The organism is Rhodopseudomonas sp., from assembly GCF_048594845.1.
GTDB lineage: Bacteria > Pseudomonadota > Alphaproteobacteria > Rhizobiales > Xanthobacteraceae > Rhodopseudomonas.
Genome location: NZ_JBMDXE010000317.1, coordinates 1 through 21283 on the forward strand (window position 1 = coordinate 1; position 21283 = coordinate 21283).

Consider the following 21283-nt stretch of genomic DNA (forward strand, 5'->3'; position numbering starts at 1 on the left):
GCGCAAATATAGCGTAGACGCCATGAGAAGGAATTGCGCCCGAACGATCAAGGGCTAGGCGGGGCACCTTCGCGATCTCCGGAATCAGCAATTTCGGTGACGCCCAATCAACGGCGCGTACTCTGTCGATCGGCTGAAACCAGTGCGCCCCATTTCGGACGATGGCTCGTTGTTCCAGCTGTGTTTTGAATTTCTGTAAGCGCTTCTTCAGAAGTGGAAAACGCCGAAGTTGAAGCAATGAGCCGTCGCTTGCGTGCAGAGCGGCAATCCGGCGACCGCGCCATTGAATGGCACCATCCGCGATTTCTGAGCCGTCAATCCAAGGAAACAGGAGTTCGCTTTCAACGTCATCCACGTTTGGATCCAAGACAAACGCCGGAGTGCAGCCTAGAGCAGGGCCGACTTTGATGGTGTAGCCACGTTCGACCAAAGTTTTCTTTAGGTGCACAGCCGGAGCTTGGATGCGCGTTTCGCCAGGTTTCCGAACTTGAGCGATCAAGATGGAGGGGTAGGCATCGACGTTCTTTTTGAAGGCGTCTTGCGCTAACAGTTCGTCTTCGCTCGCGATGTCGATTTGTGGCAGCCACTTCAAACGAAAGCTTTCAGCAAACGCCGTATATCGCCATCGGTCTGAGCAGAGAAATCCGCAGCGGCCTCCCGCGACCAATAAACCAAAGGAGCGATCCAAAAAAGGTATGAAGATATCGCCACCGATAAGCTCGCGAGGAAGGGCTTGCCGGTACTTGGATTCGAGTCCAGCCGGTATCTTCGACCATCGAATGTAGGGAGGATTCCCGACGGCGTGTGTGAAGTCTGAAGCCAAATTTTGAGCAAGTAGGAAGTCGCCGGTAGTGATCCACGAACGCGTTAGAGCGATTGCCGTCCGAGGATGAACGTTCAGCTCTTCAAGTGTATATATGAGCCTGTCCCGGGCTCGTTGCGCTTCGCGCGGATGAATCTCAAAGGCGCAAATGACGCGGTGAAGCAGTTTTGCGGTTGGCTTCTGGCCATGGGCATGGCAAGCGAGGATTAGGCGACGTGCCGCTTCGACGACAAACTCGCCGTTACCGGCTGCCGGCTCGAGGAGCCTATGCTGGAACAGCTTGGACGTTGATTGCCAGCCGACTGCATCCAAAATATGGGCGACTACGCTTGGTTTGGTGTAGACGCCGCATCTTTCGTGAAGAGCCTCGATTTCTACGCGCCGAGGCCTCGCCCTAGAAGACGGTGGAATAGGCATAGATTCTTGTCGAAAGTCGATCTTGAGCATGATAACCCAAATGAAAATCTTAACGCGAAGTTACTGATGGCAAGGGCTTCAGCATAATGACTTCTTTTTTCCTCTTATCTGCTTAACTCGATGCAGGTTGTCGGCTTATTCTCGGGAATCGGCGGTTTCGAGTTGGCTTTTTCTCGGGCTGGCTTCGAAACGACAATGTTGGCCGAGATTGACCCGGCGGCGGCGGCCGTACTGAGGAAGAGATTTCCGGACGTAGTCCTCAAAGCGGATGTAGCTGACGTGAGGCATCTCCCGGCGAGGCCGGATGTGATGACCGCAGGGTTCCCGTGCCAGAATTTGAGCATGGCCGGGGATAAGTCTGGCATATCCGGCGCAAAGTCCGGTGTCGTCGAAAAGATGTTCGATTTGATTGAGGCATCTCGCGTTCCTACGGTGCTTATCGAGAATGTCTATTTCATGCTTCAGCTGGACCGCGGCAACGGAATGCGCTGGCTGGTCGAACGCTTCGAGCGGCTGGGGTATCACTGGGCATATAGAGTGCTTGATACATCTGGATTCGGGCTCCCCCAGCGACGGCGAAGAGTGTACCTGATCGCAAGCAAAGCGCTTGATCCGCGTTCGGTTCTGTTTGCGGACGAGTCTCAATTAAACCCGCCGGGCAAGCCTACACTAGAAAAGCCTCTCGGCTTCTATTGGACCGAAGGTCGGTCAGGGATTGGCTTAACTATCGATGGAATCCCCCCTCTGAAAGTAGGCTCCGCCCTGGGAATCCCCTCCGCCCCGGCAGTACTTTTTCCGGACGGCGAAGTGCTTATGCCGAGTCTTTCTTCTTGCGAAGAGCTTCAGGGGTTTCCGCGCGGCTGGACGAATACCGGCGAGGTCTTGCCGAAGCGGCCGGAATGGCGGTTAGTTGGAAACGCGGTGTCGGTACCGGTCGCTCACTGGGTCGCCAGCCGTATCAAGACCCCAGGAGCCGTACTTGAGTACGAACAGAAAGAAATAGTCGAAGGAAAGAAGTGGCCCGAAGCTGCATGGAACGTGAGTGGTAAGCGTATTGGCGTGTCGGCCAGTGATCAGCCCATCGTGATGGCCAGACCCTCAATATCCAGCTTTCGCAACGGCGACTGGACGCGACTTTCGGATCGAGCATTGAACGGCTTCACTGATAGGGTGATCGCTGGTGGTTTATATACTCCTCCCGGTTTCGTAGATGCTCTCCGTAATGCGGATCGACGGGTTGGTAAGGCGGCTTAAGGGGACGTGCACGAACCATGCAGCTCGACAACCCTGGTTGCGTCTGCTACACAGGAGTAAATTGGCGGCTGTAAAAGCCTTTTAGTTTCAGCGGCTTGGTCGCTCGCGACGTGTTTCCCCTAGGGAGCGCCACACTGCCCGATCGGCGTCGATCACATCGGCAGCAGCTCAGCACCGACAATTCGAGTTCAGTCGCACCTACTCTAGGATGCGATTCGATGTGAAATCCGCTCGGAAGAGGCGGACAACCACGACTCGAATTCAGCCGCCCCCATCGGTTTCGCGTAGAGATAGCCTTGCGCCTCGTCACATCCGAGTTGACGCAGGATCTCTGCAATGTCCGCGGTCTCGACGCCTTCGCCGACGACGCGATAATCCAGCTCGTGCGACAGAATGATCATGGAGTTGACCAACAATTCCGGCTTAGCGCCTGTACCGAGCTCCTTGATAAACGACCGATCAATCTTCACGACGTCCATGGGCAGCTTCTGCAGATAAGACAAGCTGCTTTGCCCCGTCCCGAAGTCGTCGATGGCCAGCCGCACGCCCGCAGAACGGAGCGCGTTCAGCTGCCACATCGACCGTTCACTGTCGCGCATGACCGCGCTCTCGGTCAGTTCCAACTCCAAGAAATTCGGGCGGACGCGATGCTTCAGCAATAGCAACTGAATGCGCTGAACGAGATCTGGCTCTTCGAGATTTGCCGCAGAGATGTTGACCGAAAGCGTCAGGCGGCGGCCCTCGGCGTGCCAGTGTCCGAGTTGTCCGATCGCGTTTTCGAGGACCCAATGCGTCGTTTCACGAGCCAGCGTCGTCTGCTCGATGATCGGGATGAACTCACTCGGCGGTACCGCACCCAGCAGCGGATGACGCCACCGCATCAGGGCCTCGGCGCCGGTACAGTCACCGGTGCTCATATCGACGCGAGGCTGAAACACCAGGCTAAACTGATTGCCACCTTCGTGCAGCGCAGCCCCGAATTCTCTCAAGAGTTGGAAGCGCCGTGCGTGGACCTGATCTTCCTCAGATGAGTAGATCCGAACGGAATCTCGCGATCCCCGCGCTTCCAGCGCGGCGCTGTGGGCCATTCTCAGGATAACCGACGGCTCGGTCTCGCCGGGATTGAACGGTGCCAACCCGATAGCGGCCGTCACCATGAAGCCATCGGTCGCTCCTTTCGGAATTCCGTCCAGAACGCCCTGCACGATTTCCTGATAGTCGGATGGATCGACATCAGGAGGCGCAAGGAAGGCGAATTGTGTCGCACCGACGTGGTAAGCCGTTCGATCCGGTCCAAGGGCCTCGCGGATCGTCCGAGCAGCGACCCGAACCATATCGTCCACATAGCCGGCGCCCATCACCCGCGTGCCGTTGCTGATCTGCTCGATCCTCGCAAGATCGACCAGAACGGCAATCCGCTGGGTGTCGTTGGGGGCGCGTCCAAGATCCGTCAGATCGTCAAAAAACTGCAGGCGGTTCGGCAGGCCGCTGACCGGGTCGACTCGGCCGAATGCGTGCTGCAGCTCGATCTGCGCCATGACCATCGCGGCCATGTCCGTCAATGCAGTCAGTTCGGATTCCGAGGCTGTTCGCGGTTCCACACCGAGCACGCATAGAGCGCCGAGCCCATGTCCGTCACGGGTAACGAGCGGCGCGCCGGCATAGAATCGAACTCCTTGTGTCGCCAGCAGACTCGTCGAATAGCAAGGGTCCGCCAGCAGGTCGGGAATGACGACGACGTGACATGTCTCGGCAACCTGCGCGCATGGTGCCTTATCGCGCGGGATCGTGTCGTGGTCGACGCCAATCCGCGATTTGAACCATTGTCTCTCGCTATCTGTCAGAGACACCGCGGCGATCGGGAGGTCGAACAACTTACGCGCGGTACGTGTAATTCGATCGAATGTTTCGCTCGGCGGCGTATCGAGCAATCTGAGCCGCATCAGAGCGTCCAGCCGTTCAGCTTCACTATGTCGGGCGCTCATGATGGCTCCTAAGCATCGTGTATTCGACACCATTTCGGCGCAGTTAGATGCCTGCGGCCTGAAGGTCTACTTAAGATTTTGCAGTGCGTGCAATATCGCGGCGTATCGAGAAAGGACGCCTAATCATGGGTTAATCAGCCGGCTAAACTGGTATTTGGCGACGAAGCCCATCGCTCAGAGACGTCCGGGTCCACGTCATTTATTGAGGAATGAGTTCGCCGATTTGTCCTGAATGGAGCGCAAGTTCACTTCGAGACTAAGTGATCTCGCGCGATGCATCGTCTCGTCGGTAGCAAGGTTCGTGGCCGGCGCGGCTTGCGAGGCGGCCTTCGCCGCCGTTCAGATTTCCGGCGTTAACGCCGCCAGTCGGCGCGGTTTCTCGCCGTCGTCATCCCACGCCCCTGCTCGATTTCCGCCGCAACCTTCGGCGCCTCATCCGCCGCGACCGGCTTCGCGAACACATACCCCTGCACGCAATCGCAATCGAACGCGCGAAGTAATTCGACCTCTTCGGGCAGTTCGGCGCCTTCCGCGACGACGCTCATGCCGAGGCCGTGCGAGAGGGCGATGATGCCGCCGAGCAGTTTGCGTTTCTCCGGCACGGTGGCGATGCCGCTCACGAAGGTGCGGTCGATCTTCAGGCAATTGAACGGTAGGCGTGTCAGGTAACCGAGCGACGAATAGCCCGAGCCGAAATCGTCGAGTGCGAGCTGGATGCCGAGCTTCGACAGCGCCGCCAGCGTCGTGTTGACCTTCTGCTTGGTGTGATCGACGAACAGGCTTTCAGTCAGCTCCAGGCAGAGCAGCTTCGGCGGCAGGCCGGTTTCGGCCAGCACCGTCGAGACGACCTTCTCGAAATCGCCGTTCCAGATCTGCGCCGGCGAGACGTTCACCGACATGGTGCGCGGCGGCAGTCCGGCATCGAGCCAGGCCCGCATCTGCCGGCAGGCATCGCGTAGCACCCAATGGCCGAGATCGACGATCAGGCCGGTGCTTTCCGCGATCGGAATGAACTCCGACGGCGCGATCGGGCCGCGCTGCGGATGGCTCCAGCGCAGCAGCGCCTCGAAGCCGATGACGCGGCCGGTCTTCAGATCGATCTGCGGCTGATAGTGCGTCTGCAGGTCGCCGCTCTCGACGGCGTGGCGCAGTCGCCGGCCGAGGTCGAGCTTCTGATCGACCGTCTCGGCATAGACCGGCTCGAACATCTGCGCCCGGCCGCGTCCGGCCTCCTTGGCCATGTACAGCGCGAGGTCGGCGTTGCGCGAGGCCTTCTCGGCGGTGGCGCCGTGCTCGGGCAACACCGCGATGCCGATCGTCGCGCCGATGCAGGCTTCGCCCTCGGCGAGCTCGACCGGGCGCGACAATTGGGCGATCAGGCGATCAGCAAGCGCGATCAGCGCGCCTGCCGAACCGGACGGACTCTTCGTCAGCACCGCGAATTCATCGCCGCCGATCCGGGCGATGAAGGCCTGCGGATCGAGCTCCTGCCTCAGCACGCCCGCGACATGAATCAGCAGGCTGTCGCCGGTGGAATGGCCGAGCGAGTCGTTGACCTCCTTGAAGCGATCGAGGTCGATCAGCAGAAGCGCGGTGTGTGCGTCGGCGGCGACGGAGGTCTCGAACAGGCTCGCGAGCTTGCGCTTGAACAGCGCGCGATTGGCGAGGCCGGTCAGAGGGTCCGTATAGGCAAGCTGCTCGAGCCGGCGCTCGGCTTCCTTGCGGTCGGTGACGTCCTGCGCGGTGCCGATCAGGCCGACGATCTGGCCGTTGAACATCTCGGCCTTGCAGATGATGGCGAGGTCGCGCGGCGCTCCGTCGCTGTGGCGAATCCGGATGTCGGTGGCTTCGGTCTTGCTGCTGCGAAGAACCCGCGCCTGGATCTTGAGAAGACGGTGGGCGTCGTCGTCCAGGAAGTAAGCCTTGGTGTTCTCGTAGGTCGGCTCGAACGCATCCGGCTCCAGACCGAGCAGGTGATACAGCTCGGGCGACCACACCGTGCGGCCGGTGTCGAGCCGGTGATGCCAGGTGCCGATGCGGCCGAGCTGATGCGCTTCCTCCAGCGCGCGCGTGCGTTGGTCGAGCAACGCGCGCGCGGCCTCGAGCTGGGTGATATCGCTTGCTGTGCCGCGATAGCCGAGAAACGCACCGTCATCGCTGAAGATCGGCTTGCCGCTGGTCCGGATACTGATGCGCGAGCCGTCGCTGCCGACCGAGGTGTAGATGAAGTCGCGGAACGGGCGATGCGCCTCCATGTCGGCGCGATGCAGCGCCATCGCGTCACGCTCTTCGGGCGCGTAGGAGAGTTCCCACCGCGCCTTGCCGCCGGACGCGACGATCTGCAACGCGGCGTTGCCGTCGACCGATTCGGGATAGGGCAGCAGCCGATGGTCGGGGCCGCTCTCCCAGCACCAGTCGGACGCGGTGCTGACGAAATCGGCGAAGCGTTGCTCGCTCTCGGCCAGGCGCCGCAGCGCGAACGTCTCCAGCGTCACGTCCCGGACGACGCCGAACACCCGCTGCACCTGACCGTTCGGATCGAACTCCGGCTCGCCCTGCACGACGCAATCGAGCTGGCTGCCATCGGGTCTCAGCAGCCTGGTCTCGACCGCGAACGGCCGCCCCTCGGCCCAGCACGCCGCGTAGTGGGCCTGCAGAACGTCGCGGCGCTCGATAAGGTCGCGCTCGCGCATTGCGGCGAACGGTGCGGAGTCATGCAGCGCTTGGACGTCGTAGAGGGAGACGAATTCGGGCGACATCCAGAAGTCGGTTGCAGCGGGGCTGAACGACTCCCAATACGCGATGCGCGCCATCTTCATCGCCCGGCGCAGCGACCACTCCTGATGCCACCCCCACGCCTCGCGTGGGTAGGGCTGTCGCAAGGACGCTTCACGAACGGCCATCTCTCCCCACCCAAGACGAACGCGCACCATGATACATGGCGTAGCATGAAGCGGCTGCGCGTCGGAGCAGCAAGTTTCAATGAGATCAGAGCGTTCTGCATCGTGGTATAATTTGCGTGAACCCAGAAAATGGAACCGCGCGGCGCCGCGACCCTTGGTAGGCGAGCGACCATGCAGGCAACCGATGATCCCTGAAATAATCGGGCGTGGAGCTTCCAGCGCTGCAATCAGTTCCGGCCGACGTTGATGCGCGCCTCTGCTGATGGACTCGCTTCCCTCACAGCGCTCCCTGCAGATCCTCCCGCAGATCCTCGTAGTCCTCCAGCCCCACCGAGATCCGGATCAGCCCGTCGGTGAAACCATGACGCGCGCGTTCCGCGGGGTCGTAGGTGGCGTGGGTCATGCTGGCCGGATGCTGGATCAGCGTCTCGGCGTCACCGAGGCTGACGGCGCGTGTGGCCAACTTCACCTTGTCCATGAAACTGCGGCCGGCGGCGAGGCCGCCTTTCAGTTCGAGCGCGATCATGCCGCCGGGCTGACGCATCTGTCGTTGTGCCAAGGCGTGCTGCGGGTGGCTGTCGAGGCCGGGGTAGTACACGGCGGCGACGGCGGGATGGGCTTGCAGGTCGTGTGCGAGCCTCGACGCCGTGGCGCTGTGGCGATCCATCCGCAGGGTCAGCGTCTTCAGGCCGCGCAGGATCAGGAAGGCATCGAACGCCGAGATGCAGGCGCCGTTCAGTTCCTTGATGCCCACGAAGCGAAGCTGGTCGATGAGTTCCTTCGGTCCCACCACCGCGCCGGCCAAGAGGTCGCCGTGTCCGCCGAGATATTTGGTGGCCGAATGGGTGACGAGATCGGCTCCGAGCGCGAGGGGCTGCTGCAGATAGGGCGTGCAATAGGTGTTGTCGACGACGAGGCGGATGCCGGCGCGGCGGCAGATCTCGGCGCAGGCGGCGATATCGACCAGCCGCATGTTCGGATTGGTCGGCGTCTCGGTGAACACCAGCCTGGTATTCGGCCGCAGCGCGGCCTGCAGGTTGGGCGGATCGGTGAGATCGGCGAACACCACCTCGATGCCGAAGCGCGGCAGATGGTGCTCGAACAGCCCGAAGGTGCAGCCATAGAGCATCTGGTCGGCGACGATGCCGTCGCCGGCTTTCAGCAGCGTCCAGATCAGCGCCGTCAGCGCGCCGACACCCGAGGCGGTGGCGAGCGCGGCCTCGCCGCCTTCCAGCGCCGCCAGCCGGCTTTCCAGCACCGCCACGGTCGGATTGCCGACCCGCGAATAGACGAAGCCCTCGGCCTCGCCGGCGAACCGGGCAGCGCCCTCGGCGGCGCTGGCGAACGCGTAGGTCGAGGTCAGAAACAGCGGCGGGTTCAGCGCGCCGTGATGGGCCAGCGGGTCATAGCCGTGGTGGATCGCCGTGGTGGCGAAGCCGGGCGAGCGGATTGGATCGGTCATCGGCGGGCTCCTTTGCGGCCAGTATGACGCGAAACCGGTGACGAAACTCGCCAATCATGCCATTCTGAGTGTCTCGATTGGCAATGTTCATCACCATGCTGCGCAGCAAATGACCAATCCTGCCAAACTCGCCCTCGATGCGATCGACCTGAAAATTCTCGCCGAGCTACAGGCCGACGCCCGGATTCCCAACATCGTGCTGGCCGAGAGGGTGGGGCTGTCACCGTCGCCATGTTCGCGCCGGGTGAAGCTGCTGGAGCAGGCCGGGGCGCTGGCGAGCTACCGGGCGCTGGTCGACCGGGCCGCGGTCGGGCTGGCGGTGACGGCGTTCGCCTTCATCCGGGTCGAACGGCATTCGCGCGACAACGCCGAAAGCTTCATCGCCGCGGTGCAGACCATGCCGGAAGTGATCGCCTGCCATCTGGTGTCCGGCGACAGCGACTTCCTGCTCGAAGTGGTGGTGCCGGACATCGCCAGCTACGAGGCGACCGTGCTGCGCGGCCTGTTGGCGCTGCCGACGGTGCGGGATATCCGCACCTCGTTCGCGATGCGCAGCTACAAACTCAACGGGCCGTTGCCGCTGCCGGCATGATCACGCAGGCAGATGCTGCCGCACCCAACGCACGATCTGCTGCGCCGGCATCGCGCCGGAGGTCCGCGCCCGCTCGCGTCCGTTCTCGAACAGGATCATGGTCGGAATGCCCTGAATGCCGAGCCGGGCGGCGATCTGCTGCTCGTTGTCGGAATTCAGCTTGATCAGCCGCACGTCCGGCTCGAGCGCGCGCGCCGCCTGCTCATAAGCCGGCGCCATCGCCCGGCACGGTCCGCACCACGGCGCCCAGACGTCGACCAGCACCGGCACGCTGCTGCGCGCAAGCTGCTTGTCGAACAGCTCGCCGCCGACATCGGCCGGATGGCCTTCGAACAGCTTGGCACCGCACTTGCCGCACTTTCCGTCCAGCGCCGAGCGCTGCTCCGGCAGCCGGTTGACGCCGCCGCAATGCGTACACACCACCAGATGATCGGGCATGATCGGATCTCCTCGCGGACAGATGTAGTCGCGTTCCGCGCCATTGCGAGACGGCGAAGCCTACGAGCCCTCCGGTTCGAGACCGGACTGCTTCGCTCACAAACGACGTGAGGCAGAGTCACGGCACCAGCACGGCGGCGCCGAGCAGTTCGCCGGCGCGGAGCTTGGTCAACACCGCGCTGGCCTCGCGCAGCGGGAAGGCGTGCGTCTCGGTGCGGATGCCTGCCTGCTGCGCCACCTCGAGAAAATCGACGCCGTCCTGCCGGGTCAAATTGGCGACCGACACGAGCTGGCGTTCTTCCCACAACAGGTCGTAGGGGAAGCTCGGGATGTCGCTCATATGGATGCCGGCGCAGACCACGCGGCCGCCCTTGCGCACCGCCCGCAGCGCGGCCGGCACCAGGCCGCCGACCGGTGCGTAGATGATAGCGGCGTCGAGCGGCTGCGGCGGCGCCTCCTCGGAGGCGCCGGCCCACACCGCGCCGAGGCGGCGGGCGAAGTCCTGCGCCGCGGCATCGCCGCCGCGGGTGAAGGCATAGACCTGCCGGCCCTGCCAGCGCGCAACCTGCGCCACGATGTGGCCCGCCGCGCCGAAGCCGTAGATGCCCAGCCGCTCCGCCTCGCCGGCGATCACCAGGGAGCGCCAGCCGATCAGGCCGGCGCACAGCAGCGGCGCGATCGCAACGTCGTCGCCGGCTTCTCCGAGCGGAAACGCGTAGCGGGCGTCGGCGATCGCATGGGTGGCGAAGCCGCCGTCGCGTGTGTAGCCCGTGAACAGCGGCGCGTCGCACAAATTCTCCCGGCCGCTTCGGCAGTAGGGGCACGTTCCGCAGGTATGGCCGAGCCACGGAATGCCGACACGATCGCCGATCCGGTGCGTGGTGACGCCGGCGCCGACCGCTTTGATACGGCCGACGATCTCGTGGCCCGGAATGATCGGATAGCGGATGTTCGGCAGATCGCCGTCGACGACGTGCAGATCGGTGCGGCAGACGCCGCAGGCGCTGACGCTGACCAGCACCTGGTGGTCGTCGGGGCACGGCGTGTCGCGCTGCTGCCATTGCAGCGGCATCCGCGGCGCGGTGAGTACCATCGCCTCCATGGCGAGCCCCGATGCTGAAATCGGTCAGCCGGCAGTATATCGCGGCGTCGCGCGCCGATCAAAACCGAAGCGTTACTTCCGTTCGCGCGCGACCCAGTTTTCGCCCTGCTTGCGATACTGCTTCTTCACCGCCGCCCAGGCGACGCGGTGGGCGCTGCTCTCCTGTTCTTCGGCGCCGCGATCCTGGTACTCCGTGAAGGCATTGTTGAAGGCCGCCACGTAGATCTCCTGCGCGTGCAGCGGCAGGCGTACCTGCAGCGGCGGCGGCAGATCGTCGGTCGAACTGTACGGCATGTCGCTCCCCTTGTTGCGTCGAACGCACGTCCCGCCGCGATGAACCCCGCGGCGGACGGCGCGTTGGCAAACCAACGCCGCCGAAGTTCGCGCCCGAATGCGGCGGCGTCGCGTCGTCGGAGCGACTGGAGCGACGCTGTCCTTGATACGGATCAAATCCCGCGCGGGCAGTGGCTCTAGGATCGAGTCGTTCAAAGCGGGGTGGGGACAGTGGTGGCCGGCGATCAGGGAGGGTGCGATGGCATCTCCGGAGACTCGGCATTCACCGGGCTGCGAACCGGGCAAAGATTTTGCGGCGCAGCGGGCCCGCATGGTCGAAGAGCAGATCCGCGCGCGTGGCCTATCCGATCCGCGCGTCCTGGCCGCGATGGCGGGCGTGCCGCGCGAGGCCTTCGTGCCAGAGCTGACGCGAGCGCACGCCTATGACGACCAGCCCTTGCCGATCGGCAACGACCAGACCATCTCGCAGCCTTACATCGTCGCCGTGATGATCGCCGCGTTGCAGCTCAAGGGCGCCGAGCGTGTGCTCGAGGTCGGTACCGGCTCCGGCTATGCGGCCGCTGTGCTGGCTGGCGTCGCCGGCGAAGTGATCAGCATCGAACGGCTGGCCTCGCTCGCCGACCGTGCGCGCCGGACGCTCTCGGCGCTCGGCATCCACAATGTCGAGGTGCTGCACGGTGACGGCAGCCGCGGCTGTCCGCAGCGCGCGCCATTCGCCGCCATCGTTGTTGCGGCCGGTGGACCGCAGGTACCGGACTCGCTGAAGGCGCAGCTCGCGATCGGCGGCCGGCTGGTGATGCCGGTCGGCGCCGATCAGCTTGGCCAGAAACTCGTCCGCATCACCCGCACGTCACAAACGACGTACGCGACCGAAACGCTGACCGATGTACGCTTCGTGCCGCTGATCGGCGCCGAGGGCTGGAGCGCGGCCGTGCCGCACGAGGCCGCTCCGGCACGCGCGGAGCCGACATGAGCGCTGCATCGGCGCGACATCGCGCAGCGGCCGAAGCCGGATCGCCACTGCTATACAGCCGCGGCGCGCCGCGCCGGCCGGCTTCGTTTCACATGCCGGCGGCCGCGCCGCCTACCGATGACCTGCAAGGGGACGTACCATGATCAAGGATCTCATCGTCAATCTCGAACAGAACGCGTCGCGGGATCGGGTCGTCGACGTTGCGCTGGCGATCGCGCGGACGTTCGATGCGCATGTCTCCGGCGTCTGCTTCGCCTATGATTCGCTGCCGAGCTTCACGATGCCGGACTTTCCGTCCGACGTGCTGACCAAGATGCTGGCCGCCAACGAGGCGGCGGCGCGCGGTGCGGTCGAGCGGTTCGAAGCCGCCTGCAAGCGCGAAGGCGTCTCGGCCGAGCATCATCTGCTGGAGACACCCTACGGCACGTCCGGCCGTTTCCCCAAGATGGCGCGGCGGTTCGATCTGTCGGTGATCATGCAGTCCGATCCGGACAACGGCGACAACGAGGTACTGATCGAGCAGGTGCTGTTCGATTCCGGCCGGCCGGTACTGATCGTGCCCTACATCCAGAAGAACCCGGTCAAGCTCGACCGCGTGGTGTGTGGCTGGGACGGCAGCCGCGCCGCGACCCGCGCCATCAACGACGCGCGGCCGTTCCTGCGCCGCGCCGCCGTCGTCGAACTGCTGATCGTGCGCGACCACAAGGTGCGGGACGAGAAAGAACTACGCGGCATCGAGATGGCCAATCACCTCGCGCGCCACGGCATCAAGCTGGACATCAAGGTGATCACCGCACCCGATGTCAGTGTCTCCGGCACCATCCTGTCGCATGTCGCCGACACCGCCGCCGATCTGCTGGTGATGGGCGGCTACGGTCATTCGCGTCTGCGGGAATTCGTGCTGGGCGGCGTCACCCGCGAGATGCTGGCGTCGATGACCGTGCCGGTGCTGATGTCGCACTAGAATCACGCCTCTGCGTGCCGCATCGCGTCGCTGCGACATTGCGGCACGTCGCCGGTTGACCCGCGTCAACGGCAGAACGGCAGCCGCACGCCAGATTCCAACGGGCGCCGGCAGTTGGCGCGCGCCCATGTCTTTCATCCCTCGCGTTTCCCCACGCACGCCAGACCCGGAGACCATTCGCGATGGTCGATATCGTCACCCTTACGCCCAATCCTGCGATCGATCTGTCGACCTCGATCGAGCGCATGGTGCCCAGCCGCAAGCTGCGCTGCGCCGCGCAGCAGCGCGATCCGGGCGGCGGCGGCATCAATGTGGCGCGGGTGGTGAAGCGGTTCGGCGGCGATGTCGAGGCGATCTTCCCGGCCGGCGGCTTCACCGGCCGGCTGCTGCGTTCGCTGCTCGACCGCGAGCAGATCCCGAGCCGCGTCGTCGAATCCGAAGCCGAAACCCGCGAGGATTTCTCCGTCACCGAGGCCGCAACTGGCCAGCAATTCCGCTTCGTGCTGCCCGGACTGCCGCTGGCAGAAGGCGAATGGCGCGGGCTCTTGGAAATTCTCGGCGGCACCTCGCCGGCCCCGAAGATCGTGGTCGGCAGCGGCAGCCTGCCGCCCGGCGTGCCTGCCGATTTCTACGCCCAGGCCGCCGCGGTGGCGAAGCGGATCGGCGCCAAGTTCTTTCTCGACACCTCCGGGGCGCCGCTGGTGGCCGCGCTGGCGCAGGGCGTCACGCTGATCAAGCCGAATCTGCGCGAGATGCAGGAGCTGGCCGGCCGGCCGCTCGCCAACGACCAGGACTACGTCGCGGCGGCGCGGCAGCAGATCGAGGCCGGCAAGGTCGAGATCGTGGCGCTGTCGCTCGGCCATCTCGGCGCGCTGCTGGTCACCAAGGACGAGGCGCTGCGTTCGCCGGCGCTGCCGGTCGCTCAGGTTTCGACGGTGGGGGCCGGCGACAGCTTTCTCGGCGCGATCGCCTACAGCCTGGCGCAAGGCCTGTCGATCGAGGACGCCTTCCGCCGCGCGCTGGCGTCGGGCTCGGCCTCGCTCACGATGCACGGCACCGAACTGTGCCGGCCTGCGGATGTCGAGCGGCTTTGCCGCGAGGTGGTGATCGAGCGGCTCTGAGGCGTTGCTCAGGGGCCTCGGCTCACAATGCCGAGCGCCATCGTTCATTTCGGAACTGTTGCCGGAACCGCCTGTTGTCCGACCGCTGCGCGGGCGCGCGAGCGAGGAGCGGAACATGGCCCAGGACGATACCCGACTGCACGAAGCCGACCTTCCCGAATCCGGCGAGCGCATGGTCGAGTATGACGGCCCGGCCGGCGGCTGGGGCTCGCTGCAGGGCATCGCGCGGATTTTCGGCAAGGAATGGAATACGCCGACCGTGATCGAGACGTTGATGCGCCAGAACAAGCCGAAAGGCTTCATGTGCGTGTCGTGCTCATGGGCCAAGCCGGCCGACTATCACACTTTTGAGTTCTGCGAGAACGGTGCCAAGGCGACGCTATGGGAGCTGACGACCGCGCGCTGCACGCCCGAATTCTTCGCCGACCACACGGTGACCGAGCTGTGCGGCTGGAGCGATCACGATCTTGAAATGCAGGGCCGCTTGACCGATCCGCTGCGCTACGATCCCGCGACCGATCGCTACGTGCCCTGCGGCTGGGACGAGGCGTTTCAGGCGATCGGCGAGCACCTGCGCGCACTCGATCCGAAATCGGTGATCTTCTACGCGTCCGGACGCGCCAGCCTCGAGACGTCGTACCTCTACGCGCTGCTCGCGCGGCTGTATGGCAACAACAACCTGCCGGACAGCTCCAACATGTGCCACGAGACGACCTCGGTGGCGCTGAAGAAGCTGATCGGTGTCGGCGTCGGCACGGTGGTGTTCGACGATCTGGCCAAGTGCGACGCGATGTTCTTCTTCGGCCAGAACACCGGCACCAACAGCCCGCGCTTCCTGCATCCGCTGCAGGAGGCCGCCAAGCGGGGCGTGCCGATCGTCACCTTCAACCCGGTGCGCGAGAAAGGCCTCGAAAGCTTCGTCAATCCGCAGAGCCCGACCGAGATGCTGACCGGGCGCGAGACGCCGATCTCGAGCCAGTATCACCAGGTCAAGGCCGGCGGCGACATCGCCGTGCTGATCGGCATGTGCAAGCACGTCTTCGCCAGGGACGACGAGGCGAAGCTGCAAGGCAAGCGCGTGCTCGACGTTGCGTTCATCGAGGCGCACACCCACGGGCTCGATGAATTCGAGGCCAAGGTGCGGGCGACGCCGTGGCAGCAGATCGAGGCGGAGTCGGGCCTCACGCGCGCCGCGATCGAAGCCGCCGCGCAGGTCTATGTCGAAGCCGACCGCGTCATCGGCGTTTACGGCATGGGCCTCACCCAGCATGTGCACGGCTTCGACAACGTCGCGATGCTGCTCAATCTCCTGCTGCTCACGGGCAATATCGGCCGCGACGGCACCGGCATCTCGCCGGGGCGCGGCCATTCCAATGTGCAGGGCCAGCGCACCGTCGGCATCTCCGAAAAGCCGGAGCTGGTGCCGCTCGACAAGATGGCCGAGCAGTTCGGCTTCGCCCCGCCGCGCGACAAGGGGATGAACACGGTCGAAGCTTGCCACGGCCTGCTCGAAGGCAAGGTCAAGGCATTCATCGGTCTCGGCGGGAATTTCGTTCGTGCGATTCCCGATCAGGAGGTGCTGGAGAAAGCCTGGACGCGGATGCAGCTCACCGTGCAGATCGCCACAAAGCTCAACCGCAGCCATCTGATGAACGGCCAAGTCGCCTATCTGCTGCCGTGCCTTGGCCGCACCGAGCAGGACGTCCAGGCCAGCGGCCCGCAGACCGTGACCATGGAGGACACCTTCAGCTGCATCCAGGGGTCAATCGGCCTGCGTCAGCCGGCCAGCGCCAATCTGAAATCCGAGCTCGCGATCGTCGCCGGCATCGCCAAGGCGACGCTGCCATCCAATCCCAAGGTGCGCTGGGACGAGTGGGTCGGCGATTACGGCAAGGTGCGCGACCTGATCGCCGAGAGCTACCCGGACATGTTCCACGACTTCAACGGCCGGATGTTCACGCCCGGCGGCTTCTACAAGGGCAACGCGGCGCGCGAGCGGATCTGGAAAACCGAAAGCGGCAAGGCGGAATTCACCACGCCGGACCGGTTGAGTTCGCTCGGCTTCGACGACGCGCCCGGCCGCTACCGGCTGATGACGCTGCGCTCCAACGATCAGTTCAACACGACGATCTACGGCATGAGCGACCGCTTGCGCGGCATCGAAGGCCGGCGCGACGTGCTGCTGATCAATCCGGACGAGATGGCCAAGGCCGGCCTCGCGGATGGCCAGATGGTGTGGCTGGAGAGCGACGCGGCCGACGGCCTGCATCGTGAGGTCGGGCCCTTGAAGGTAACGCCGTTCCGGCTGCCCGATGGCTGCCTCGCCGGCTATTACCCCGAGCTCAATCCGCTGATCCCGCTGACCCACCACGACAAGGAATCGAAAACCCCCGCCAACAAATCCGTGCCGGTCCGGATTCGCGCCTGAGCCGCGTGGTCCGCGGACGTCATCGGAAGTTCACTTGCATCGATCGTTTGTCTGGGATGATTCGGCGCAAACCCGTGGACGTCGAATCATGCCATGCCGGACGTCTCGAACTCCTTCGAGCCGCCAACCGAAATGTCATTTCGCCGCGTCGCCGCCCGCGCCGCGGCATTGCAACGCTTCACCGCGTCCGCCAAACTGAGGCTTGCCTGGCGCAGGCCTCGGCCCAAGCCGGATGCGGCAGATCGCCTGAACCGCAACGTCCGCCATGGACGGCATATTGAGAGGCTTCATGAGTCAAGGTGTCACCGCTCCGTTCGCCCGCCACGCCATGGCCTATGTGCTGGCAGGAGGGCGCGGAAGCCGGCTGATGGAATTGACCGACTGGCGCGCCAAGCCGGCGGTGTATTTCGGCGGCAAGTCGCGCATCATCGATTTCGCGCTGTCGAATGCGCTCAACTCCGGGATCCGCCGCATCGCGGTCGCGACGCAGTACAAAGCGCACAGCCTGATCCGGCATCTGCAGCGCGGCTGGAACTTCTTCCGCCCGGAACGCAACGAGAGCTTCGACATCCTGCCGGCGAGCCAGCGTGTCTCAGACGACATGTGGTATCGAGGCACTGCGGACGCGGTCTATCAGAACATCGACATCATCGAGAGCTACGATCCGAAATTCATCGTGCTGCTGGCCGGTGATCACGTCTACAAGATGGACTACGAGAAGATGCTGCAGCAGCACGTCGAGCAGGGCGCCGACGTGACGGTCGGATGTCTCGAGGTCGATCGCAGCGAGGCGCGCGCGTTCGGCGTGATGCATGTCGACGCCAAGGACGTCATCAAGTCGTTTCTGGAGAAGCCCGCCGATCCTCCGGCCATGCCCGGCAAGCCCGACAAGTCGCTCGCCAGCATGGGCATCTACGTGTTCGACACCAAATTCCTGCTCGACGAACTGCGCCGCGATGCGGCCGATCCGAATTCGTCGCACGATTTCGGCAAGGACATCATCCCCTACATCGTCAAGAACGGCAAAGCCGTCGCGCATCTGTTCGACAAATCCTGCCGGCGCTCGAATTCCGAGGCGACCAGCTACTGGCGCGACGTCGGCACCGTCGACGCTTATTGGGCCGCCAATATCGACCTGACCGACATCGTGCCGCAGCTCGACCTGTACGATCGCGAATGGCCGATCTGGACGTATGGCGAGATCACGCCGCCGGCCAAATTCGTCCACGACAAGGATGGCCGCCGCGGTGAGGCGGTGTCGTCGCTGGTGTCGGGCGGCTGCATCGTGTCGGGCGCGTCGCTGCGGCACACGCTGCTGTTCACCGGCGTGCGCGTGCACTCCTACTCGCATGTCGAAGGCGCGGTGATCCTGCCCTATGCCGACATCGCCCGCTCGTGCCGGCTGAAGAACGTGGTGGTCGACGCCGAGGTCAAGTTGCCGCCCGGCCTCGTGGTCGGCGAGGATCCTGAACTCGATGCCAAGCGGTTCAGGCGCACCGAGAACGGCATCTGTCTGATTACCCGCGCCATGATCGAGAAGCTCGACCAATGACGACGCTGACGGCGCTGTCGATCGCGTCGGAAATCTTCCCGCTGATCAAGACCGGCGGTCTTGCCGACGTCACCGGCGCGCTGCCGACCGCGCTGAAGCCGCACGGCATCGCGATGCGCACGCTGGTGCCCGGCTATCCGGCGGTGCTCGGCGGCATCGAGAATCCGCAGCCGGTGCACAGCTTCGCCGATCTGTTCGGCGGCAGCGCGCGGCTGCTGACCGCGCGTTGCGAGGAGCTCGAGCTGCTGGTGCTCGATGCGCCGCATCTCTATGTCCGCCCCGGTAATCCCTATGTTGGTCCGGATGCCAAGGACTGGCCCGACAACGCCTTCCGTTTCGCCGCGCTCGCCAAGGTCGCGGCCGAGATCGGCCAGGGGCTGCTGCCCGCCTTCGTGCCGGACGTGCTGCACGCGCACGACTGGCAGGCGGGCTTAGTCCCTGCCTATTTGCGCTATTCGGAGCGGCAAGGACCGAAGACGGTCTTCACCATTCACAATCTCGCCTATCAGGGCCGGTTCGAACGCGAGCTGCTGGAGCGGCTCGGCCTGCCGGCGCGCGCCTTCAGCCTCGACGGCGTCGAATATTGGGGTGGCATCGGCTATCTCAAGGCGGGCCTGCAGCTCGCCGATCGCATCACCACGGTGTCGCCGACCTACGCGCAGGAGATCCAGGCCAGCGAAGCCGGCATGGGGCTGGAGGGCTTGCTGCGGCTGCGCGCCGACCGGCTGAGCGGCATCCTCAACGGCGTCGACACCCAAGTGTGGGACCCGGCCACCGACGCGCTGATCGCCGCGACCTACGATCTGGAGACGATCGGCGCCCGCGCCCGCAACAAGCAGGCGCTGCAGACGCGGTTCGGGCTGAAGACCGATGCGGACGCGTTGCTGCTCGGCGTGGTCAGCCGGCTGTCCTGGCAGAAGGGCCTCGACATGCTGCTCGAGGTGCTGCCCGGCCTGCTGGCGGACGGGACCCAGCTGGCGCTGCTCGGCTCCGGCGACGCGCCGCTCGAGGAAGGTTTCCGCGCTGCTGCGCTGGCACATCCGGGGCAGGTCGGCGCGGTGATCGGCTATGACGAAGCGCTGGCGCATCAGATCCAGGCCGGCGCCGACGTGCTGCTGGTGCCGTCGCGGTTCGAGCCCTGCGGCCTGACCCAGCTCTGCGCGCTGCGCTATGGCGCGGTGCCGGTGGTGGCACGGGTCGGCGGCCTCGCCGATACGGTCGTGGACGCCAACGAGATGGCGATCGCCACCGGCGTCGCGACCGGCGTGCAGTTCTCGCCGGTGACGGCCGAGATGCTGGCCAAGGCCCTGACCAAGACCAGCGCGCTCTACGCCGACCACACGACGTGGCGCAATCTGCAGATCAACGGCATGACCACAGACGTGTCGTGGAAGAATCCGGCGCAGCACTACGCGAAGCTGTATCGCGAGCTGGTGGCGGAGAGCTGACGCTTACTACGGTCCGCTGACTCTCCCCGAGTCATTCCGGGGCGCTCCGCGAAGCGGAGCGAACCCGGAATCTCAGGCTCAGTCGTATCAAACAACATTCGAGATTCCGGGTTCGCCGCTGCACGGTCCCGGAATGACGCGCTTGGGGCCATGGCTCATATGCGGCGGCGCTCATTTGCGGCAGCGCCCATCGCATCCTCGGCCGTCATCCCCGCGAATGCGGGGATCCAGTATTCCAGTGAGATCGTTGTTACGCCGCGTGCTCACCACGCGGGCGCTTTGCCATACTGGGTCGCCCGGACGAGCCGGGCGATGACCAGCTTCTGTGGGGCCAGCGCCCCGGGTACCTGCGACGCGTCGGTGGGGTGAGGCCGCCTCACACGCCTTCGAACAGCGCCGTCGACAAATAACGTTCCGAGAACGACGGCACGATCGCCACGATGGTCTTGCCGGCGTTTTCCGGGCGCTTGCCGAGTTCGATCGCCGCCGCGATCGCGGCACCGGACGAGATGCCGCCCGGGATGCCTTCGTGCCGTGCCAGCGCGCGGGAGGTCTCGATCGCGGTCGGGCCGGCGATCTGCACCACTTCGTCGATCACCGAACGGTCGAGGATGTCCGGCACGAAGCCGGCGCCGATACCCTGAATCTTGTGCGGGCCGGGTGCACCGCCCGACAACACCGGGCTTTCCACCGGCTCGACGGCCACGACCTTGAGCGACGGCTTGCGCGGCTTCAGCACCTGGCCGACGCCGGTGATGGTGCCGCCGGTGCCGACGCCGGCGACGAAGATGTCGATGGCGCCGTTGGTGTCGTTCCAGATCTCCTCGGCGGTGGTGCGCCGGTGCACCTCCGGGTTGGCGAGGTTCTTGAATTGCTGCGGCATCACCGCGTTCGGGGTCGAGGCGATCAGCTCCTCGGCCTTGGCGATAGCACCCTTCATGCCCTTGGCAGCCTCGGTCAGCACCAGCTCGGCGCCGAGGAAGGCCAGCATCTTGCGGCGCTCGATCGACATCGATTCCGGCATCACCAGCTTCAGCCGATAGCCCTTCGCGGCGGCCACGAAGGCCAGCGCGATGCCGGTGTTGCCGGAGGTCGGCTCGATCAGGATGGTGTCGGGCTTGATGATGCCTTCGCGCTCCATGGCGGCGATCATCGCGGCGCCGATGCGGTCCTTCACGCTGGAGGCCGGGTTGAAATACTCCAGCTTGGCCAGAATCGTCGCCTTGACGCCGTTCAGCCCGGGCAGCCGGTTCAGCCGGACCAGCGGCGTATCGCCATAGGCGTCGGCGATCGAGTCGTAGACTCGGCCACGGCCGGGCTGATGCGCGGGGGCGGTCGGTTTGATGGAAGCGGCGGCTGCAGTGGACATGGACGTCTCCTGGCTGGATTCAGGGTCGAAGGGAGAGCTGTTTGCTACTCATCTGATATGCGGATCACGCGGTCGTCAACGCGGCCGGTAAATATGGAACAATCGCCTCCGTAGATCCGTGTTCCGGAACGACCATTCTCCTGAAAACTTCCGATTTG

16 protein-coding genes are annotated in these 21283 nt (G+C 64.6%); 8 read left to right on the forward strand and 8 right to left on the reverse strand.

The features are described 5' to 3' along the window. Positions 1–1270: Eco57I restriction-modification methylase domain-containing protein (locus tag ACOJTD_RS20945; protein WP_420134787.1), on the reverse strand; the 1270-nt coding region annotated here is incomplete at its 3' end. Between the two features lie 90 nt (positions 1271–1360). On the opposite strand from ACOJTD_RS20945, the gene ACOJTD_RS20950 reads away from it, so the two are divergent. Beyond that, a complete protein-coding gene (locus ACOJTD_RS20950) occupies positions 1361–2494 on the forward strand; it encodes a DNA cytosine methyltransferase (protein ID WP_420134788.1) in 1134 nt (377 codons plus the stop codon). 203 nt (positions 2495–2697) lie between these two features. Here the strand turns inward: ACOJTD_RS20950 and ACOJTD_RS20955 are convergent, their stop codons facing one another. The 3 genes from ACOJTD_RS20955 to megL all read right to left on the reverse strand — a co-directional run bounded on the left by ACOJTD_RS20955 (position 2698) and on the right by megL (position 8844). Then, a complete protein-coding gene (locus ACOJTD_RS20955; RefSeq protein WP_420134789.1) occupies positions 2698–4479 on the reverse strand; it encodes a putative bifunctional diguanylate cyclase/phosphodiesterase in 1782 nt (593 codons plus the stop codon). A gap of 353 nt (positions 4480–4832) precedes the next feature. Then, positions 4833–7361 carry an EAL domain-containing protein gene (locus tag ACOJTD_RS20960; protein WP_420134790.1) on the reverse strand — a complete coding sequence of 843 codons (2529 nt, stop codon included), beginning with the start codon at positions 7359–7361 and terminating at the stop codon, positions 4833–4835. Between the two features lie 298 nt (positions 7362–7659). Then, positions 7660–8844: a methionine gamma-lyase gene (gene megL / locus ACOJTD_RS20965; RefSeq protein ID WP_420134791.1), complete on the reverse strand. Its 1185-nt coding sequence runs from the start codon at positions 8842–8844 to the stop codon at positions 7660–7662. A 109-nt stretch (positions 8845–8953) separates the two neighbouring features. Between megL and ACOJTD_RS20970 the strand changes: the two genes are divergently transcribed. Continuing rightward, positions 8954–9436, forward strand: coding sequence for an Lrp/AsnC family transcriptional regulator (locus tag ACOJTD_RS20970; RefSeq protein ID WP_420134792.1), 483 nt, complete (start codon positions 8954–8956; stop codon positions 9434–9436). Here ACOJTD_RS20970 and trxC read toward each other — a convergent pair whose 3' ends face one another. From trxC to ACOJTD_RS20985, 3 genes are all read right to left on the reverse strand, one after another. Beyond that, the gene (gene trxC / locus ACOJTD_RS20975; protein WP_420134793.1) at positions 9437–9874 is read right to left on the reverse strand and encodes a thioredoxin TrxC; all 438 of its coding nucleotides are present in this window, start codon (positions 9872–9874) and stop codon (positions 9437–9439) included. Positions 9875–9992: 118 nt separating this feature from the next. Next, the gene (locus ACOJTD_RS20980) at positions 9993–10976 is read right to left on the reverse strand and encodes a zinc-dependent alcohol dehydrogenase family protein (protein WP_420134794.1); all 984 of its coding nucleotides are present in this window, start codon (positions 10974–10976) and stop codon (positions 9993–9995) included. A 72-nt stretch (positions 10977–11048) separates the two neighbouring features. Beyond that, the gene (locus ACOJTD_RS20985; RefSeq protein ID WP_420134795.1) at positions 11049–11270 is read right to left on the reverse strand and encodes a ChaB family protein; all 222 of its coding nucleotides are present in this window, start codon (positions 11268–11270) and stop codon (positions 11049–11051) included. Between the two features lie 238 nt (positions 11271–11508). Between ACOJTD_RS20985 and ACOJTD_RS20990 the strand changes: the two genes are divergently transcribed. The 6 genes from ACOJTD_RS20990 (at position 11509) to glgA (ending at position 19756) form a co-directional block, all read left to right on the forward strand. Then, positions 11509–12243 carry a protein-L-isoaspartate(D-aspartate) O-methyltransferase gene (locus ACOJTD_RS20990; protein WP_420134796.1) on the forward strand — a complete coding sequence of 245 codons (735 nt, stop codon included), beginning with the start codon at positions 11509–11511 and terminating at the stop codon, positions 12241–12243. Between the two features lie 139 nt (positions 12244–12382). Further along, the gene (locus ACOJTD_RS20995) at positions 12383–13207 is read left to right on the forward strand and encodes a universal stress protein (RefSeq protein ID WP_420134797.1); all 825 of its coding nucleotides are present in this window, start codon (positions 12383–12385) and stop codon (positions 13205–13207) included. Between the two features lie 182 nt (positions 13208–13389). Then, positions 13390–14328, forward strand: coding sequence for a 1-phosphofructokinase family hexose kinase (locus ACOJTD_RS21000; protein WP_420134798.1), 939 nt, complete (start codon positions 13390–13392; stop codon positions 14326–14328). Positions 14329–14443: 115 nt separating this feature from the next. Then, positions 14444–16756, forward strand: a complete 2313-nt coding sequence (locus ACOJTD_RS21005; protein WP_420134799.1) for an FdhF/YdeP family oxidoreductase — start codon at positions 14444–14446, stop codon at positions 16754–16756. Between the two features lie 289 nt (positions 16757–17045). Beyond that, entirely contained in the window at positions 17046–18308 is a 1263-nt protein-coding gene (gene glgC, locus ACOJTD_RS21010; protein WP_420134800.1) for a glucose-1-phosphate adenylyltransferase, read from the forward strand. After that, complete coding sequence (glgA, locus tag ACOJTD_RS21015) at positions 18305–19756, forward strand: glycogen synthase GlgA (RefSeq protein WP_420134801.1); 1452 nt, start codon at positions 18305–18307, stop codon at positions 19754–19756. Before glgC ends, glgA begins: the two co-directional genes overlap by 4 nt. 376 nt (positions 19757–20132) lie before the next feature. On the opposite strand, the gene cysK is transcribed toward glgA, so the two are convergent. Further along, on the reverse strand, positions 20133–21125 hold the full coding sequence (gene cysK, locus ACOJTD_RS21020) for a cysteine synthase A (RefSeq protein ID WP_420134802.1): 993 nt from the start codon (positions 21123–21125) through the stop codon (positions 20133–20135). Positions 21126–21283: the final 158 nt, after the last annotated feature.

What these genes read in the sequence shown, in the direction of transcription:
- ACOJTD_RS20950 (WP_420134788.1), top strand. Translation starts at nt 1,361, where the DNA reads ATGCAGGTTGTCGGCTTATTCTCGGGAATCGGCGGTTTCGAGTTGGCT.
- ACOJTD_RS20955 (WP_420134789.1), bottom strand. Translation starts at nt 4,479, where the DNA reads ATGAGCGCCCGACATAGTGAAGCTGAACGGCTGGACGCTCTGATGCGG.
- megL (WP_420134791.1), bottom strand. Translation starts at nt 8,844, where the DNA reads ATGACCGATCCAATCCGCTCGCCCGGCTTCGCCACCACGGCGATCCAC.
- ACOJTD_RS20970 (WP_420134792.1), top strand. Translation starts at nt 8,954, where the DNA reads ATGACCAATCCTGCCAAACTCGCCCTCGATGCGATCGACCTGAAAATT.
- trxC (WP_420134793.1), bottom strand. Translation starts at nt 9,874, where the DNA reads ATGCCCGATCATCTGGTGGTGTGTACGCATTGCGGCGGCGTCAACCGG.
- ACOJTD_RS20980 (WP_420134794.1), bottom strand. Translation starts at nt 10,976, where the DNA reads ATGGAGGCGATGGTACTCACCGCGCCGCGGATGCCGCTGCAATGGCAG.
- ACOJTD_RS20985 (WP_420134795.1), bottom strand. Translation starts at nt 11,270, where the DNA reads ATGCCGTACAGTTCGACCGACGATCTGCCGCCGCCGCTGCAGGTACGC.
- ACOJTD_RS20990 (WP_420134796.1), top strand. Translation starts at nt 11,509, where the DNA reads ATGGCATCTCCGGAGACTCGGCATTCACCGGGCTGCGAACCGGGCAAA.
- ACOJTD_RS20995 (WP_420134797.1), top strand. Translation starts at nt 12,383, where the DNA reads ATGATCAAGGATCTCATCGTCAATCTCGAACAGAACGCGTCGCGGGAT.
- ACOJTD_RS21000 (WP_420134798.1), top strand. Translation starts at nt 13,390, where the DNA reads ATGGTCGATATCGTCACCCTTACGCCCAATCCTGCGATCGATCTGTCG.
- ACOJTD_RS21005 (WP_420134799.1), top strand. Translation starts at nt 14,444, where the DNA reads ATGGCCCAGGACGATACCCGACTGCACGAAGCCGACCTTCCCGAATCC.
- glgC (WP_420134800.1), top strand. Translation starts at nt 17,046, where the DNA reads ATGAGTCAAGGTGTCACCGCTCCGTTCGCCCGCCACGCCATGGCCTAT.
- glgA (WP_420134801.1), top strand. Translation starts at nt 18,305, where the DNA reads ATGACGACGCTGACGGCGCTGTCGATCGCGTCGGAAATCTTCCCGCTG.
- cysK (WP_420134802.1), bottom strand. Translation starts at nt 21,125, where the DNA reads ATGTCCACTGCAGCCGCCGCTTCCATCAAACCGACCGCCCCCGCGCAT.